The organism is Coleofasciculus sp. FACHB-1120 (genome assembly GCF_014698845.1).
Lineage (GTDB): Bacteria > Cyanobacteriota > Cyanobacteriia > Cyanobacteriales > FACHB-T130 > FACHB-T130.
Genome location: NZ_JACJTV010000012.1, coordinates 92,898 through 109,686 on the forward strand (window position 1 = coordinate 92,898; position 16,789 = coordinate 109,686).

General features: G+C 47.5%; 16 protein-coding genes and 1 riboswitch. Of the genes, 9 read left to right on the forward strand and 7 right to left on the reverse strand.

Annotation, left to right across the window (positions count from 1 at the left end; genetic code table 11):
• Positions 1-32: 32 nt before the first annotated feature.
• From H6H02_RS13635 to H6H02_RS13650, 4 genes are all read left to right on the forward strand, one after another.
• Positions 33-1,577 (forward strand): hypothetical protein, encoded by a 1,545-nt coding sequence (locus H6H02_RS13635; RefSeq protein ID WP_190818507.1) that lies wholly within the window; start codon positions 33-35, stop codon positions 1,575-1,577.
• Positions 1,578-1,688: 111 nt separating this feature from the next.
• The gene (locus H6H02_RS27660; RefSeq protein ID WP_190818509.1) at positions 1,689-3,458 is read left to right on the forward strand and encodes a pentapeptide repeat-containing protein; all 1,770 of its coding nucleotides are present in this window, start codon (positions 1,689-1,691) and stop codon (positions 3,456-3,458) included.
• An 85-nt stretch (positions 3,459-3,543) separates the two neighbouring features.
• Positions 3,544-4,554: an endonuclease/exonuclease/phosphatase family protein gene (locus H6H02_RS13645; protein WP_190818511.1), complete on the forward strand. Its 1,011-nt coding sequence runs from the start codon at positions 3,544-3,546 to the stop codon at positions 4,552-4,554.
• A 319-nt stretch (positions 4,555-4,873) separates the two neighbouring features.
• Positions 4,874-5,746 carry a lysophospholipid acyltransferase family protein gene (locus H6H02_RS13650; RefSeq protein WP_190818600.1) on the forward strand — a complete coding sequence of 291 codons (873 nt, stop codon included), beginning with the start codon at positions 4,874-4,876 and terminating at the stop codon, positions 5,744-5,746.
• On the opposite strand, the gene H6H02_RS13655 is transcribed toward H6H02_RS13650, so the two are convergent.
• On the reverse strand, positions 5,743-5,916 hold the full coding sequence (locus tag H6H02_RS13655; RefSeq protein WP_190818513.1) for a hypothetical protein: 174 nt from the start codon (positions 5,914-5,916) through the stop codon (positions 5,743-5,745). The two genes, H6H02_RS13650 and H6H02_RS13655, sit on opposite strands and share 4 nt — an antisense overlap.
• Positions 5,917-6,021: 105 nt before the next feature.
• Between H6H02_RS13655 and H6H02_RS13660 the strand changes: the two genes are divergently transcribed.
• Complete coding sequence (locus tag H6H02_RS13660) at positions 6,022-6,870, forward strand: hypothetical protein (RefSeq protein WP_190818515.1); 849 nt, start codon at positions 6,022-6,024, stop codon at positions 6,868-6,870.
• Between the two features lie 33 nt (positions 6,871-6,903).
• Here the strand turns inward: H6H02_RS13660 and sipA are convergent, their stop codons facing one another.
• The 3 genes from sipA to H6H02_RS13675 all read right to left on the reverse strand — a co-directional run bounded on the left by sipA (position 6,904) and on the right by H6H02_RS13675 (position 9,500).
• On the reverse strand, positions 6,904-7,212 hold the full coding sequence (sipA, locus tag H6H02_RS13665; RefSeq protein WP_190818602.1) for a regulatory protein SipA: 309 nt from the start codon (positions 7,210-7,212) through the stop codon (positions 6,904-6,906).
• A 104-nt stretch (positions 7,213-7,316) separates the two neighbouring features.
• Positions 7,317-8,339, reverse strand: coding sequence for a sirohydrochlorin chelatase (locus H6H02_RS13670; RefSeq protein ID WP_190818517.1), 1,023 nt, complete (start codon positions 8,337-8,339; stop codon positions 7,317-7,319).
• Positions 8,340-8,378: 39 nt separating this feature from the next.
• Positions 8,379-8,514: riboswitch (cobalamin riboswitch) on the reverse strand.
• 287 nt (positions 8,515-8,801) lie between these two features.
• Positions 8,802-9,500 (reverse strand): hypothetical protein, encoded by a 699-nt coding sequence (locus H6H02_RS13675; protein ID WP_190818519.1) that lies wholly within the window; start codon positions 9,498-9,500, stop codon positions 8,802-8,804.
• A gap of 189 nt (positions 9,501-9,689) precedes the next feature.
• Between H6H02_RS13675 and H6H02_RS13680 the strand changes: the two genes are divergently transcribed.
• Positions 9,690-9,881: a hypothetical protein gene (locus H6H02_RS13680; protein WP_190818521.1), complete on the forward strand. Its 192-nt coding sequence runs from the start codon at positions 9,690-9,692 to the stop codon at positions 9,879-9,881.
• Here H6H02_RS13680 and H6H02_RS13685 read toward each other — a convergent pair.
• On the reverse strand, positions 9,878-10,306 hold the full coding sequence (locus H6H02_RS13685) for a nucleoside deaminase (RefSeq protein WP_190818523.1): 429 nt from the start codon (positions 10,304-10,306) through the stop codon (positions 9,878-9,880). The genes H6H02_RS13680 and H6H02_RS13685 overlap by 4 nt on opposite strands.
• A gap of 299 nt (positions 10,307-10,605) precedes the next feature.
• Here H6H02_RS13685 and H6H02_RS13690 point away from each other — a divergent pair, with 299 nt between their 5' ends.
• Together H6H02_RS13690 and H6H02_RS13695 are read left to right on the forward strand one after the other, a co-directional pair.
• Complete coding sequence (locus H6H02_RS13690; protein WP_190818525.1) at positions 10,606-11,718, forward strand: acyltransferase family protein; 1,113 nt, start codon at positions 10,606-10,608, stop codon at positions 11,716-11,718.
• A 138-nt stretch (positions 11,719-11,856) separates the two neighbouring features.
• Positions 11,857-12,060, forward strand: a complete 204-nt coding sequence (locus H6H02_RS13695; protein ID WP_190818527.1) for a hypothetical protein — start codon at positions 11,857-11,859, stop codon at positions 12,058-12,060.
• Between the two features lie 11 nt (positions 12,061-12,071).
• Here H6H02_RS13695 and H6H02_RS13700 read toward each other — a convergent pair whose 3' ends face one another.
• Together H6H02_RS13700 and H6H02_RS13705 are read right to left on the reverse strand one after the other, a co-directional pair.
• Positions 12,072-13,136 (reverse strand): ADP-ribosylglycohydrolase family protein, encoded by a 1,065-nt coding sequence (locus H6H02_RS13700; RefSeq protein ID WP_190818529.1) that lies wholly within the window; start codon positions 13,134-13,136, stop codon positions 12,072-12,074.
• A 42-nt stretch (positions 13,137-13,178) separates the two neighbouring features.
• Entirely contained in the window at positions 13,179-13,592 is a 414-nt protein-coding gene (locus tag H6H02_RS13705; protein WP_242040697.1) for a GxxExxY protein, read from the reverse strand.
• A gap of 108 nt (positions 13,593-13,700) precedes the next feature.
• Here H6H02_RS13705 and H6H02_RS13710 point away from each other — a divergent pair, with 108 nt between their 5' ends.
• Complete coding sequence (locus H6H02_RS13710) at positions 13,701-16,730, forward strand: valine--tRNA ligase (RefSeq protein WP_190818536.1); 3,030 nt, start codon at positions 13,701-13,703, stop codon at positions 16,728-16,730.
• Positions 16,731-16,789: the final 59 nt, after the last annotated feature.

The window sequence follows — 16,789 nt, forward strand, 5'->3', positions numbered from 1 at the left end:
TAGATTTTAGATTGGCGAGGGCGAAGGCAGTGATGAATCGAAAATCAAAAATCGAAAATCGAAAATGGGTGCAACCTGTTGACCGTCTGGCGCTAGCGCTGATGCTAGTGCTAAGCGTAGTGATTGGGCTAGTGGTATGGGGTGGCGATGCCTGCGGCACGAACTGTTTGTTCGTTACCGGGCCTCGCGTGCGGGATTTCAACTGGCAGGGTGAAAAAGTAGGTGTCGAGGATACTTCCTTTATCCTCACCTTTAGCCGCCCGATGGAACACAGCAGCGTGGAAGCAAATCTGCGAATCGCTCCACCCCTGCCGGGTAAATTCAGTTGGGCGGGGCGGAAGATGTCTTATACCCTTACTTCCCCAGTATCCTATGACACCGACTATAAAGTGGAATTACAGGGGGCGCGAGAGCGCTTAGGCACTCAAGGGAAAACGGGGAAGGCAATTCAACCGTTTACGAGTCAGTTTCGCACCCGCGATCGCGCTTTTATCTACCTGGGCGTTGAGAAAGAAGAACAGGGACAGTTAATCCTCTACAACCTCACCCAAAACAAAAAAACTGTGCTGACGCCTAAAGACCTAGTGGTGATGGACTTTAAGGTGTATCCAGATGGTGACAAGGTTTTGTTTTCTGCCGCCGACGCGACGAATAACCAACCCGGTGTATCAGCACAACAACTGTATACCGTCAGCACCGGACTCCATTACAAAACCAAAGGAAAATCTGAAAAGGATCTCGATCCCCCAGGCAGAATGAATCTGGTTTTAAATAATGAAAACTACCAGAATCTCAAATTTGACTTAGCGGCGGATGGACAAACAATTGTTGTTCAGCGGGTGAACAGCCAAAATCCAGCCGAATTTGGCTTGTGGATAGTCCGACCGAATGCACCGCCGCAACCGTTGAATAACCAACCGGGCGGAGATTTTTTGATTGCGCCGGATAGTGCCTCGGTGGCAAGCGCTCAGGGAGAGGGAATCGCGATTCTGCCGCTGACACCGGGAGCCAAACCGCTAGATTTTCTGCCTAAGTTTGGGATGGCGCTGGATTTTGCCAGAGATGGCTCAGCCGCCGCGATGGTGAAATTTAACACAGATTACACGCGATCGCTCTTTTTAGTCACCAACCAAGGCGCACAGAAAGAACTGCTGCGGACAAATGGCTCAATACTCAACTGTCAGTTTGCTCCCTATAAGGAAACGCTCTACTGCCTGCTGACTCAGTTACTCCCAGGAGAAGAGTACCAAGAACAGCCTTACATTGCGGAAATTGACCTCCAAACAGAGAAAGGGACTCTGGATGCAAAGGCGATCGAGCCGCTGTTGCTCCTGCCAATCCAGCGGGATATTCGGATGAGTCTGGCACCGGATGGGTTAGCGCTGCTGTTCGACCAAGTTGTGACCAACGAGACAGCAGCCACGGCAGACGGTTTGAGAACCAGTGAAGGACAAGCGATCGCCACCAGTCGCCTTTGGCTGCTTCCCCTGAGCGAACCAGACGCTGCACAACCCAAAGCCCAGCTCCAACCAGAGCCGCTGCCTTTCCCTGGGTTTCATCCGCACTGGATACCATAAAAGAGCCAATTTTTACTCATTTAAAAGGCAAAATAAAGAAGGAAATCCCTGAAAATTTTGCCTTTTAAATTTTTTATTTTTAAAATTTAATAATTTTTATCCTGCAAGGGTGTGCAAATACATAATTTCCTCGATCGGTACCGACAAGGAGAACGCGATTTCTCCTATGTAGACCTCAGTGGAGCCAGCCTCGGTGGGGTCAATCTCCGCGATATAAACTTAACCGGAGCTAACTTGAGCGGTGCCAACCTCAGCTGGGCTTCTCTGAACCAATCCAAGCTCATCGGTGCTTGCCTGCGCCAAGCCGATATGCGGAGCGTCACCCTCACAGGTGCCAATCTTAACCAGGCAATTTTGAGTCGCGCTCGGATGGTGAAAGTGGACTTGCGTTTAGCCACTCTCCAAGAAGCCGACCTCAACTGGGCGGTGCTTCAAGAAGCCGACTTGAGCGGTGCTGACTTATGTAGAGCGAAGCTGGATCAAATCAATCTCGAAAATGCCAAACTTAACGGCACTCAGTTAATCGAAGCCGAGTTAATGGAGGCAAATCTCCGTCGCGCTAGCTTGATTGGTGCAAACCTCAGCGGTGCAAATCTCCGGGAAGCGCATTTAGAAGCTGCGAATTTACGAGATGCGGTTTTAGTCGGCACTAACTTGACGGAAGCCGACCTCAGCGCTGCCTACCTACGGGGGGCAAATTTGACTGAGGCAGACTTGCATCGGTCAATTCTCATCGGTGCCGATTTGAGCGAAGCGATTCTTAATAGTGCTGACTTGAGTCGGGTGAATTTGACGGGAGCTTATTTACTCAAAGCCAGCTTGCGAAAAGCTTATTTACTCCGAGCGATCTTGCAGGATGTGTATTTGTTGCGTGCCGACCTGAGCGAGGCAAATTTACGTGGAGCGGATCTGCGGAAAGCTGATTTGAGCGGGGCATACCTGGGCGACTGCACGATGTCTGAGGCAAATTTGGGCGACGCCTATCTGCTAGAAAGTCATCTGATTCGCACTAATCTCGACCAGGCGCAATTGACCGGCTGTTGCATCAGTAACTGGCATCTTGAGGATGTCGATCTTTCTAAGGTGGAGTGCCGTTATGTTTTTACCCGGTTTAATTACGCGACTAAAAAACCGACTGAGCGCTTTCCAATCGGTCGGGATTTTGAGCCGGGGGAATTTGGCAAGGACGATAGCACCGGGGACGCGGAGGGTGCGGAGGGTGCCACTACCATAGAAGTTTTTTTGAAAGAAGCTCCGAATTGGGAAGCGCTGGTGTTTACTTTGGCTCAGGTGCAACTCGATTCTCCTGACTTGCAACTCAGTATTAAGTCTTACCAACCCCAGGAGGAGCAGTATCTGCTAAAACTGGCGTCGAGTCATTTTGTGAATGCGAAAACTCTGTCTCAACGAGTTTTGCAGATCTACCCGGAGATGCTCCAGTTGGTGGAGTCTAAGCGACAAGCGATCTTGGATCTGCTGGAAATCAAGGTTCGCCCAGAAAATCCACCTGTAACGCTGAAGGTACCGCCACCGCCACCGCCACCGTTACTACCGTCGCCTCCACCCGATTATCGGCTGCGGATTTATCAAGAGGTGGTGAAACAGATCCAACTGATTATCCTCTCCCAAGCGCCAGAGCAGTTGGTCGAAAGCGTGCAGCGGTTGTTGAATTTCCTGAAGAACGAGGGGATCTCGACCGAAGAAATCCAAAAGACAATGATTAGTCAGGCGCTGGTAAAGCGAGCAAAGCAAGACCAGACGTTCCAAAAGCAGTTGTTGCAGTGGGAGAAGACGGCGGATGAAACGGTGCGTTTTTCAATGGTGGGGGAGTCACTCCGGTTAGCGATCGCGCTCATTTGGCCCCACCTTCCGCAAAAATAGAGTTGTCTATGTAGATGAGACAGCTCTAGCTTTCCCACCCGCGTTCAACCTGGTACGCTCAAGGGAGGCGCTGGTGATACCGTGTATGCGATCGCTGAATAAAAATTCCCACAACCATCTCTTCATCAAGCTAATTCCCTATTTATTATTCTTGGGGATTTTGGGGATAACGCTGCTTTCTTTGCTTAGCTTAGTTGGCTGGAATATCTTTTTAGAACAGCTTTCTCACTTTAAACTGCAATATCTCATTGTAGGGTTAGTGTTATTTGCCTTACTCTTACTGACTCGCAAAAAACTCTTAATCTTGATTAGCCTATTTTGTATTTCTCTACTTTTGGCCGAGATACTCCCTTGGTATATTTCTCTATCGCCAAAACCGGGGAATAATATTGAATCTATCCGAATTTTAAGCTCTAATCTGAATACGCAAAATAAAAGCTATTCAAAAATATTGTCTGTCGTTAGAAAAGAAAAACCAGAAATTGCTGTCTTTTTAGAAGTTAACGACGCTTGGATAAAACAATTAGATTCTCTTCTTGATATTCTTCCCTACTCTATTAAAAAACCTAATCCTTATAATCTAGGTATCGCCGTTTATAGTAAGCAGCCTCTCACCAACGCTTCTATCAATCTTTTTGGGACAGATAAAAATAATAGTATTGTTGGCAACTTTACGATGAACGGACAATTGATTTCCCTGATTGCCACTCATCCGCTACCGCCCGTCAAACCTACCTTCTTTCATTCTCGGAATCAACAGCTAGACAAAATCAGCCAATATATACAAAAATTGAAAACCCCAGTTGTAATGGTTGGGGATTTAAATATAACTATGTGGTCTCCTTATTACAAAAGATTTATCAATAAAACTGGGCTGCATAATGCCCAGAAAGGATTTGGGATTCTACCGAGTTGGCCGACAAAAGCTTCCTATTCCCAAACTCTCCCACCTTTCTCTTTTGTATTAGCCATTCCTATCGATCATTGTTTAATCAGTCCGGAAATTAAAGTTAAGAATATTCGCACTGGGTCAAATGTTGGTTCAGACCACCGACCTTTAATTGCAGACTTGGTAATTTCACAGGAAAAGAAATGAACCATTTTAGGCGCAAAGAACACAAAATATATAAGTGAGGGCAATGGTAGGCAAATCGAGAGTGGAAGCGATCCAATACGTCTCCCTTAGCGGTGTTCGCTCCTTCGAGATCCCTCCCCTAGCCCCTGAAAAGAGAGAAAATTTGCCCCTTTTGTTAATCAAAGTTGGGGGATCGAGCCTTAACCCAAAAAGATTGGGAAACGATCCCTAGAAAAAGGATAAATGTTTGCCAATAGACTCGACAGCAGATTATCCTAAAGAACGCAATTTATGAGTTTTGGGCGGTTAAAAACCATTGTTTGAAAATATTAATGTTTCTATGGGTAGCAGAGGCAGTGACGACAAAACGGCCGGTCATCAGTTTGATGGTTGGTCGCTAGAAGAGCGAAATCCCGATGTGATTAAAGCTTGGATGCCGGTATGGGAATGGTTCTACCGCCACTATTTTCGGGTTCAAACGGATGGCTGGCATCATATGCCCCCCGAAGGGAAGGCACTAATTGTCGGTTCCCATAACGGAGGCTTGGCTTCGCCGGATACCTCGATGTTTTTGTATGACTGGTTCCGTCGGTTTGGCTACGAACGATTAGCTTATGGACTCATGCATCCGTCTGCTTGGAAAACTCCCATCTTCGCAGTGCCCGCTGCCCAGGTAGGGGCGCTGATCGCGCATCCGAAAGTAGCGATGGCTGCCCTTCAGAAGGGTGCATCTGTACTCGTCTATCCTGGCGGGGCGGAGGATATGTTCCGTCCTTACAACCAGCGTTATCAAATTCATCTTGCAGGGCGAAAGGGGTTTATCAAACTGGCACTGCGGGAAGAAGCGCCAATTGTGCCGATTATTTCTCATGGTGCCCACGAGACGCTGATTGTTCTAGCAGATTTCTACCAGCAGGTGCGACAACTGCATGAATGGGGCTTTCCCTGGAAGTTAGATGCTGACACAGGTGTCTTTCCACTTTATTTAGGGTTGCCTTGGGGGGTGGCAATTGGCCCGATCCCGAATTTTCCGCTGCCCGTGCAAATTCATACCCGTGTCCTCGCCCCGATTGTGTTTGAACGCTATGGTCGTGCAGCAGCGAGCGATCGCGCTTATGTGAATGCTTGCTATGAAAAAGTTTGTACCCAGATGCAACTTGCACTAGACCGTTTGGTTCTAGAAGTTAGCGCGGGGCAATCATCGGCACCCTAAAAACGCACCGGAAGAAACAAACGACAAAGAACCCAGAGAAAAGAATACAAGAGGGCGATCGCACTGGGGATCTTCCCCTCCCAACTCACTTTTTCACCCAGTAGCGGCAAATTGATGAGGGCGAAGCACGCTTGAGAGTAGCGCTGCTTCGCGACCCCGCGACGAATCATCTATATTGATTCATCCTCGGTATCGTGATAGAGATGAGGACGTGAGGGTGCCAAAGCTCAAGTGAATCTAACAGAAGCAATCGAGATGGAAACAAGGGGGTTGAGATGAGCATAGAGAGTTATGCACCACCAGTGAACCAGCTGCTCACCTATGGCAATTGTGCCGAGATGGACTTCGACAATTGGCCTGATTATCTAGAACTCGGTATTGCCCCTAAGGACATTCCTGACTTGATCCGCATGGCAACAGACAACGAGTTATATCGGGATGATGAAGATACTCTCGAATCCTGGGCACCTATTCATGCGTGGAGAGCGTTGGGACAACTCCGCGCTGAGGCTGCCATTGAGCCGCTCATGGGCTTGTTTGAGAAAGAGGAAAGCAACTATTGGGAATGGATTGCCGAAGAACTGCCATTAGTCTATAGCATGATCGGGCAAGTGGCGATTCCGTCTCTGGCGGCTTATCTAGCGGATACCTCTCAGGCGATATTCCCCCGCACAACTGCTCTTAACTGTCTGGAAGACATTGCAATCGATCATCCTGAGGCTCGTCCTGAGTGTGTTGCGATTTTCACCAATCAACTGGAATCGTTTGCAGAAAACGGCCCAGAATTTAATAGCTTTCTCATCGGTTCCCTGGTCGATCTGAAGGCGGTAGAGTCCGCGCCACTGATGGAACGAGTCTTTGCTGCCGATACCGTGGATCGTTTCTTGGTAGGAGACTGGGATGATGTGCAGGTGGATTTGGGCTTGAAGTCGCCTGAAGAATTACCGAAGAAAAAATTTAACCGGAGCTTTCAAGGAATGGGGATCGGCGCTTCTGGCTTCACGGGTTCATCAATTTCTCAGGAAGAGAAAGGCTTTCGCCCTGGAAAGAGCGATCCCAAAGCCAAATCTAAAAAAAAGATGTCCAAGGAGTCACGCAAGAAAAACCAGAAAAAACGGAAGTAATGCGATCGGGGCGCTAACGCGATCGCGTCTGACTCAGCTGGGGTCAACGATATATTTTTGCTCCAGTGGTACGTTGTGCGATCGCTCATCAGTTGCCTCTGCCTCTGATTCGGTATTCGCGATCGCCTGCACAGATTCTATAAACTGGTTATCCAGCAGAAAAACTCCTCTGGCAAAACGGACGCTCCAATATCCCCCTGGACGCCGATCAACAACGACACCCTCTTCCCCAAGCTGAATCACATCAGGAGGACGCAGCATTGGCATCGGTTCCGCTGTTTTAACGTAAGGCGGCAACGTTACTACACGGACTCGCTCACCAATTACAAATTCTTTAGACATCGGTTTTTCGGTAATGAGTAGTTGAGAATTATCAGTAGTCATTAGTTCTAAGTTCCTTGGTAGTGAAACTAATGACAACTAACTAATGACTACCTATCAAATATTCAAGGCGCTTGCCAAATCTTTTGATGATATTGCTCTACATTTCTGTAGGGATCTTCAGCAGGGTGAGCATGATCGTGACTATGCCCATGCCCATGCCCATGCCCATGATGAGAATGATCGTGGGCGGGAGTGTGCCCGTTACTATTGCTATTGGCTGCTATCCTGAATTTGCACATTTCGCAATTCATTTGCACTTGCCCCAACTGCGTCTCAATTTCTCGTTCTCTTAATACAGACAACAACTGAGGGTGAATGCCCATTTCGGGCAGGCAAGTCATGGAAATATCCGGGTATTGCTCCTGCTGTTGCGCGGTGATGTCGAAAATCTTTTTAACTAAGACTCCGGTAAATAGGAAGTACGGCAAGACGATAATGCGTTTAGGCTCGTAGAGTCTAGCACGGCGAAACCCTTCTTCCAGACGGGGATGGGTAATGCCGATAAAGCAAGTTTCAACGGTGGCGTAGCCGCTACCTTCCCACAAAATCCGGGCAAGCTTATAAACATCGCTGTTAGCGTCAGGATCGCTAGAACCGCGACCGACAAAGAGCAGTACCGTTTCTGAGCGATTGTACTGGGGTTGGTCTAATTCCGAAAGACGCGATCGCCACAAATCCAAAATCCCTGGCGTAATCCCAAAATGACGCCCATAGTAAAACTTCACCTGGGGATGTCTAACCCTTGCTCGGTCTAACTCATTCGTAACATCAAACTTATTGTGTCGAGCTGCAAATAGCAAAATCGGCAACACCGAGAGTTCCGTATAACCCTCTTCTACACAGCGATCCACCCCCTCCTGTATCGTGGGGGTAGTGAGTTCTAGAAAACAAGGTAAAACAGGACGCGACGTGTCTAAACCTTGATACGCGGCAGCAAAATCTAGAAGACTCTGCCGTCCATCCTCATCTTTGGTGCCATGACCAACCATCAACAACGGACGGCGCAAAGGTAGCGGCGGCAATTGAATCGACTGGGGAGTAGGGGATTTCAGTCCCATGAGGTCGGTTGAATTTATACTAGGCATCAATTTGATTGCTCCTTTCCCGTGCAAGGCAGGAAGTTAGACTGTATGAAGGTACTAAGTAGGCATTCTGGCTTCCGAGAGTCACCTCGTTTACAGCTGCCGCACAGCCCCGGATTTGCACCGGCGTTTCCCCACGTTGTTACCCTTTACGTGTGCCTTGATATCTTAGCCGATCCGGTCACAGCTCAAAATCCAGGGGGAGGGGGTATTCCCAAGACTCTCCAGATGCCGGTTTTTGATGCCCCATCAAAACTGAAGGAAAATTTTTGCAACTTTATCGACTATCTTTCGCAAGTTGGGCGATCGAAGCAACTCTAGAATTGATTGACCGTTTGTTGCTTTTTTACAAAAGTGGGATGCTCCCATATTTTGTAGCTTATACAACCTTATCAATCTAAACAATTGCTGACTGCATGAAGCTAACCTCATACATAGAAGTCTGAAAAAAACACAAATTATCCATTACAAAATACCGCCCTGAACGCGACGACGTACAGCCAGTGCTAAGCCGGCAAAAACTAAGGAAGTCATGCTTGAAGGCTCCGGTGTAGATACAGGCGTAGCCTTTAATTTTACTCGACGCCCTGTTTGCATCGAGAGGGAAATCTTTGACGAGGTTGATGAAGAATATACTTGCCAACTGTTCAATTCTTTAGGTGGTGCAGTGAATTGCACCGACATTTCCCAATTATTGTCGAGCGAACCAATGGCTAAACCATCAGTGCAACAAGATCCCCAACCCTGATTTGAAGTAAAGACGGTGCCAGTGGAATTTGCAGTTGCCTCACCTAAATCATCTACAATTTTTAATTCCGCCGTATCTCCCAACAAGTTAAAGCTCATTTTAGCCGCTCCACCTGTTAGATTACCCGGCTTAGAATGAACGATAAACAGTGACAGCCCATCAATAGCATCTACAAAAAAAAGGTGAGATTGCTTAACCGTTAAACTCAGAGCTGGGTTATTAAAAGATGCAATATAACCTTTGCTGTAATGGTAGTAATTGGCTGCTGTTTTGATTGTACCAAAAGCTTCAATAAATCCTAAAATATTACTGTCAAAGTCTCCCAAGCCTGGTTTAGATTCTTGCGCGACCTTAAGCATCGTGGCTGCTTCGGCTTGTGGGGCAAAGAATGGCACAAACAGAGCGATCGCTACCAACCTCAAAAGATTTTTCACTACTTTTTCTTGTAAATTACCCTCTCAATAAGACAGCATACAATTATTTAAATGAAGTTAAAGTAAAGTCAATTTAATAAAATTGTAAACTTAGCAAGTGTTACATCTTCATCTCAGGAAAAATACGGATTTTTTTAAAGATAAAGATACAAGATACAGTCTAGAAAACTTGTGATCGCTCAGGGGCAACTGCGACAATATGCCTTACCCCTTGAAAACCAAGCGATGTTGCAAGAACGCGCTCGCATTGTTCCCCCTATTCACCACTCGTTTACATACATTCCAAGCGACCTGAATATCCCCTTAGAAGGAGCGCAAAAACATTTTCCAAGTGAATCTGTAAATTTATCCCTAGCAGATTAAGGATTGAATAATTGCAGAGATTCTTCTTTTAAAAGTCCTTTGGTTACTTTTATTTCCTTAAATCCTTTTGCAATAATTTCTTCACTAGGTAGATTGATTTGGGAAACGCCAGCCTCAATTAAGTCTTGAATTGAAGCTCCAAAAAATATTTCAGATATTCCTGCCCACACACAAACTGTTGTACACATTGGACACGGTTCGCAATTTGTATACAAGGTATAACCTTCTAAAGAAGAATTTTTGATTCTTGTGGTTAAACGGCGAATCGCGTTAAGTTCTGCATGGGCAGTGGGGTCATTATCTGTCTTAACAGTATTGTGGGCTTTGATAATTACTTGATTATCTTTAACAATCACTGCACCGTAAGGAGCATCTCCAATCCTTGCTTCTTCCAGTGCTAGTTTCATAAAATATTCTGGTTTCATCTTACTCCTGTAGTTAAAAATAATTCACTTTATCTTTGTATTTTTTTTATCTTTTTTTTAGTCAATGCAAGCAATTTTGCTCGATACCAAAATCCGAGCCAGCAGTGACGCGGCAATCATATAGGCTTGAACGGCTAGAGCTAGCATCGCAATTCTAAAACTCTTTAATTTATAAGGAATTATGCTTTATTTCCTTCCCTGTGATGTTACCTTAAACGACAAGGTGAACGTCTTCTTCCTATAGAGTGATGCTTGTCACTCCGTTATTTATTAATGTCTTCGCTTCTGGAAACTCTACTATGCGCTTGACTTCGCTCGATGTATTTCGAGGTATTGCCATTGCGGGAATGATTTTAGTTAATCAGGCAGGAGTTGCCGACCAAGTATATCCTTTCCTGAAACACGCAGAATGGCACGGCTGCACCCTCGCAGATTTGGTATTTCCCTTCTTTCTATTTATTGTCGGTGGGGCAATGACCTTTTCCCTTTCAAAATACGCGGAAGGGAACCGCCCTACAGCCGCTGTTTATAGACGAATTTTACGCCGAGCGGCGATTCTTTTTGCTCTCGGTTTGCTGCTGAACGGCTTCTGGAATTATGACGTCAGCACCATCCGCATCATGGGCGTCTTGCAGCGGATTAGCCTTGCCTACCTGCTGGCTGCTCTAATCGTTCTTAAGGTGCCACGTAAAGGACAGTGGGTACTCGCAGCACTGGTACTCATTGGGTATTGGGTGGCGATGTCTTTTATCCCAGTTCCCGATTTTGGCGCTGGTGTCTTAACGCGGGAAGGTAATTTTGGGGCTTATATTGACCGCTTAATAATTGGCACAGCGCATCTATATAAGGGAGATAATTTCAACTCAATGGGAGATCCTGAAGGTCTTTTCAGCACTCTTCCAGCGGTTGTCACTGTCCTCACCGGCTACTTTACGGTTGACTGGATACGCACCCAAGCAGTACACTCGCGCACCAGTATCGGTTTGGTCTTGTTTGGCATTGCTTGCCTAGCCGCTGGATGGGCGTGGGGGTTAGCGTTCCCGATCAACAAGAAACTGTGGACAAGTTCTTTCGTTCTTTTCACTACTGGTGGGGCATTGCTGTTGCTGGCAGCTTGTTATGAAGTGATGGAAGTGCGGAAGTTCCGCCGCTGGGGGAAGCCGTTTGAGGTTATGGGGTTAAACGCTATCTTCGCGTTCGTCGCCTCAGTTCTGCTGATTAAAATCCTGGCTAAAACCCACGTCGGAACCGGCGAAACTGCCCCAACTACCTACAACTGGATATATGAGAATGTCTTTCTGTCTTGGGCGGGAGCAATGAACGCCTCTTTATTGTTTGCCATCGTGACATTGTTGTTCTGGTGGGCGGTTCTGTACGCAATGTATCGCCAAAAGTGGTTTTTGAAAATTTGAGATAGCACTTCCTCATGACTCTATGAATGACCGGGATCACTTAGTTCTTAAGATGTTGTCACAATTTTTTCTAGCTTGCATCACTGGGGATCGTTCGGAAAAAGCTGAGAGTAGAGATATCAAATTCTTGATTTGACAATGACAGCTGAGTTTTTTCCGACCCAAGTGACTGTCGAGGATCTAGTTGCTCAGATATTCGTCTCCCGCCGGATTACTCCTGTGAACCAGTACCAGCTGAAAACTGTCCTGCTCACTAAAGATTGGCTAGACGAAGAAGAACAAACCATGCTCAACCGGCTATTTTATGGCGTCCGGCATGGTTTGCTGAAAGTAGGGGAATGAGTGAATCCTATTCAATAGGGTGGCAATAACCTACGGAATCCATGCAAGATGACCACAAGCATGAAAAACAGATTCCTCAGGAAAAGATTAGGTACGGGCAGAAACAATGCTCGTTGTTCTACACCCCGCTCAGAAACCTCAGTTAATCTCCTTCCCAATATTTCCATCCAATTAATATTTCTCGGCATTTCCCAAAGACCATCAAGCCACAGGGAGGGAATGCCAGCTTTGCCGACAGATGCCCCGATAATTCCGCCTAAAATTGCCGCTGTGGTATCTGTATCCCCGCCGCAACGAACAATTTCTAGGATGGCGGTTTGATAATCTTGCTGATATCTCAACCAGGCATAAATTACCACTGGCACAGTGTGATAAATATAGCCAGTAACGCCTGTGCCCAACCCCATGTGAGCAGCAAAGGATTCTGTACTTTCTTGGGCATCGGCGCTGTCGCAAGCTTTTTTAATTAGCTGCAAGAATTCACCAGCCTCTGTTCCTAGGATATTTTCAAGAGTGCGATAGTATTTTTGGGGAGAAACAGAGGATTGGTGGCTAGATAGATAGGATGCGATCGCTACTGCCAAAGCCCCATATTCTGCTTTTGGATCGGTATGGGTGATGCGGGTGGATACTCTGACAAATTCCCGTAATTTTTGGATGTCATCCCCATAACAGACGCCAATGATTGCGCTTCTCATTGCGGGACCATTTCCGGCGGAGAAGATACCAGCGCGATCGTAGGGAAATCCTAGCCAAAGCCTCAAAATAGCTTTTAAGGTAGCGTATCCGATACCTGCTGGTAGACCCAGTAACCAGAAGCGTAATTTCCAAGACAGTTGTTTCGCAAATATCTGGACATCCCCAGCCGCAACGATTAAAGCTTGAGCAACCATGCAGGTGTGTTCCGTATCATCGGAGACCATGCCTTTACCAAAGAAGAAATGGTGGCTGTTTATTTGAGGATAAAGGCGATGTTGTCGTTGTTTGGATAAGCCTTCGTAAGGGAGTCCGATAGCATCACCTACAGCAGTTCCGAGTATACAGCCAATGATTGAGCCTGCTTTTTGAAGGGGCATGGGATTAACAAACCGCGAAGACGCAAAGAGCGCGAAGGAAGATTAAGAAGAGAGAATGATGCGTTTAATGCCTTCTTTGAGGATGTGAACGTTGAAGTTAATTAGTAAGCCGAGTTGACAACCAGTTACTTTCATGTAGGAAATAACTTGGGCAGAATGAAGAGAAGTTAAGGACTCAACTGCTTTTAATTCCACAACTAGAACATCGCCAACCAGAAAATCTAAGACATTCTCGCCAACCGTACAACCCTTATATTTCACTGGGACTGGCTTCTGAGGTTGACAAGGTATCCCCCGCAACCGAAACTCCACCTCTAAAGATCCCTGATAAACCTTCTCCAAAAACCCTGGTCCCAACAACCGATGCACCTCAATCGCCGCACCAATCGCATCATAAGCCAACCGCTCCACCTCTCCATCTAACTGCCTCATCATTCTTCTTTCTTCCTCGTTCATCTTCCTTCTTCCTTCGCGCTCTTTGCGTCTTCGCGGTTCATTCTCTCTTCCCCTCCCCTACCGTATGGCAAAATTTATGTAAAGCCGTCTTCATTTAGTCTTCCCAGCATGACCGCACCAATCCCCGCCCTCGCCAGCCAATACGACCCCACGACGACAGAAACCAAGTGGCAGAAGTTCTGGGAAGAAAACCAAGTCTTCAAAGCCGACCCCAGTCATCCAGGTGAACCTTACTGCATCGTGATTCCGCCGCCCAACGTCACGGGTAGCTTGCACATGGGACACGCCTTCGAGAGTTCCCTGATTGACACCCTCGTGCGCTACCACCGGATGAAGGGACGCAACACTCTGTGGGTACCAGGAACCGACCACGCCAGCATCGCGGTGAACGCCGTACTAGAAAAACAACTGAAGGCAGAAGGAAAAACTCGCCAGGAGGTGGGACGTGAGAAGTTTTTAGAACGGGCTTGGCAGTGGAAAACCGAATCTGAGGGAACCATTGTTAATCAGCTGCGGCGTTTGGGCGTCTCGGTGGATTGGACGCGGGAACGCTTCACGATGGATGAAGGCTTATCCAAAGCAGTGTTGGAAGCTTTTATCCAAATGTATGAGGAAGGACTCATTTATCGCGGCAATTACCTTGTGAACTGGTGTCCCGCGAGTCAATCTGCCGTGTCTGACTTGGAGGTGGATAATCAAGAAGTCAACGGGCATCTGTGGCACTTCCGCTATCCCCTCACGGATGGCAGCGGCTATGTGGAAGTAGCAACGACTCGACCGGAGACGATGCTAGGCGATACCGCTGTGGCGGTGAATCCCAAGGATGATCGCTACAAGCATTTGATTGGGAAGACGCTGACGCTGCCAATTATGGGGCGAGAAATTCCAATTATTGGCGATGAATTGGTCGATCCGACTTTCGGGACGGGTTGCGTGAAGGTGACACCCGCCCATGACCCCAATGACTTTGAAATGGGTCAGCGTCACTCTTTGCCGTTTATCAACATCATGAATAAGGACGGCTCTTTAAACGAAAATGCCGGAGAATTTCAGGGACAAGACCGCTTTGTTGCCCGGAAAAATGTGGTGCAGCGACTGGAAGCAGACGGCGTTCTGGTGAAGGTGGAGGAGTATAAGCATACGGTTCCTTATAGCGATCGCGGCAAAGTCCCCGTTGAACCCCTCCTCTCTACTCAGTGGTTTGTCAAAATTCGCCCTCTCGCTGACCGGGCGCTAGGGTTTCTAGACGATCGGAATTCACCGGAGTTTGTCCCAGAACGATGGACGAAGGTTTATCGCGACTGGTTAGTAAAGTTAAAAGATTGGTGCATTTCTCGCCAACTGTGGTGGGGACATCAAATCCCGGCTTGGTATGCGGTGAGTGAAACAGGCGACGCAATTACTGACGAAACGCCGTTTGTTGTCGCACGTACCGAGGCAGAGGCACGAGAAAAAGCGGTCTCACGATTTGGGGAAAATGTCAAGCTGGAACAAGATCCAGATGTTCTCGATACCTGGTTCTCTTCTGGTCTGTGGCCTTTTTCTACTTTGGGTTGGCCCGAACAGACGTCGGATCTCACAACCTACTACCCCACCACAACCCTCGTGACAGGCTTTGACATCATCTTCTTCTGGGTTGCCAGAATGACGATGATGGCGGGACATTTTACGGGACAAATGCCTTTCCAGGATGTTTACATCCACGGCTTAGTGCTAGATGAGAACGGCAAGAAAATGTCTAAATCTGCCAACAATGGCATCGATCCGCTGTTGCTGATTGACAAATACGGCACCGATGCCCTGCGCTACACCTTAATTAAAGAAGTGGCTGGGGCGGGTCAAGATATCCGGATGGAGTACAACCGCAAGACTGATGAATCGGCTTCGGTTGAAGCTAGCCGCAATTTCACGAACAAATTGTGGAATGCTGCCCGGTTTGTGATGATGAATCTGGATGGCAAGACGCCGCAACAATTGGGGAACCCCACCCCAATCCTTCCCGTTGATGGGGAGGGCGAAACAAAAACTAACGGCGGGGATCTCGAACTCTGCGATCGCTGGATTCTCTCCCGCTACCATCAAGTAGTGCAGCAAACCGGCGACTACATCAACAACTATGGTCTTGGTGAAGCTGCTAAGGGACTGTATGAATTCTTTTGGGGCGATTTCTGCGACTGGTACATTGAACTGGTCAAACCTCGCCTGCGCCCAGACGCCCCCGCTTCCTTGCGGTTGGTTGCTCAGCAAACTCTCGCTTATGTGCTGGAAGGAATTCTAAAATTACTCCATCCTTTCATGCCGCACATTACCGAGGAAATTTGGCATACGCTGACTCAAGCGAATGAAGGCAAAAGCTTAGCGTTGGAATCTTATCCCAAATCCGATCCAGCACTCATTAACCCGGATTTAGAGCAACAATTTGAGCTGCTGATTGGCACAATTCGGACGATTCGCAACTTACGGGCAGAAGCAGATATTAAGCCTGGGGTGAAGGTGTCAGCAATCTTGCAAACTGAAAGCGATCGCGAACGGCATATCCTCTTGGCTGGGCAGTCTTATATTCAAGACTTGGCGAAGGTGGAAGAATTAACCATCCCCGGAACAGCCGAAACCCATCCGCTAACTTCATCTGCTGAAACACCCAATCAGGTGGCGTCTGCCAAGGAAAAAGGCAACTTTCAAATCAGCCCAATTTTCTTGCCATTTTTACTGTTGCTGCCCTTGCTCTTTTTGGTGGGCATTGGTGTAATTGCGGTGGCAACAGTGGTCAAACAAATTCTCGGAAGCCGTGTCTCAGAAGCCAAACAAGTTGGTGCTACCAATCCTCCATCCACTGTCCCTCCCTCAGAATCGGCGAGTAATGTACAAGCAGAGACGCCACAAGCGATCGCAGGTGTTGTGGGTACGGTGCAAGTTTCGATTCCCCTCGCCGGTGTTGTCGATGTGGATGCTCTGCGTGGCAAGCTAGAGAAAAATTTGAACAAAGTTGAAGCAGAAGCAAAAGCCCTTTCGGGGCGTTTGAGCAATGCCAAATTTGTGGATAAAGCCCCCGCTGATGTCGTTAAGGGAGCGCGGGACACCCTTGCCGAAGCCGAGAAACAAGCAGAAATTCTGCGCGAACGACTGGCGCGGCTGTAGAAGAGACTGTAGAAGCGATCGCGTAGGGGCAAAGATATCTCGCCCCTATCAATCCTACT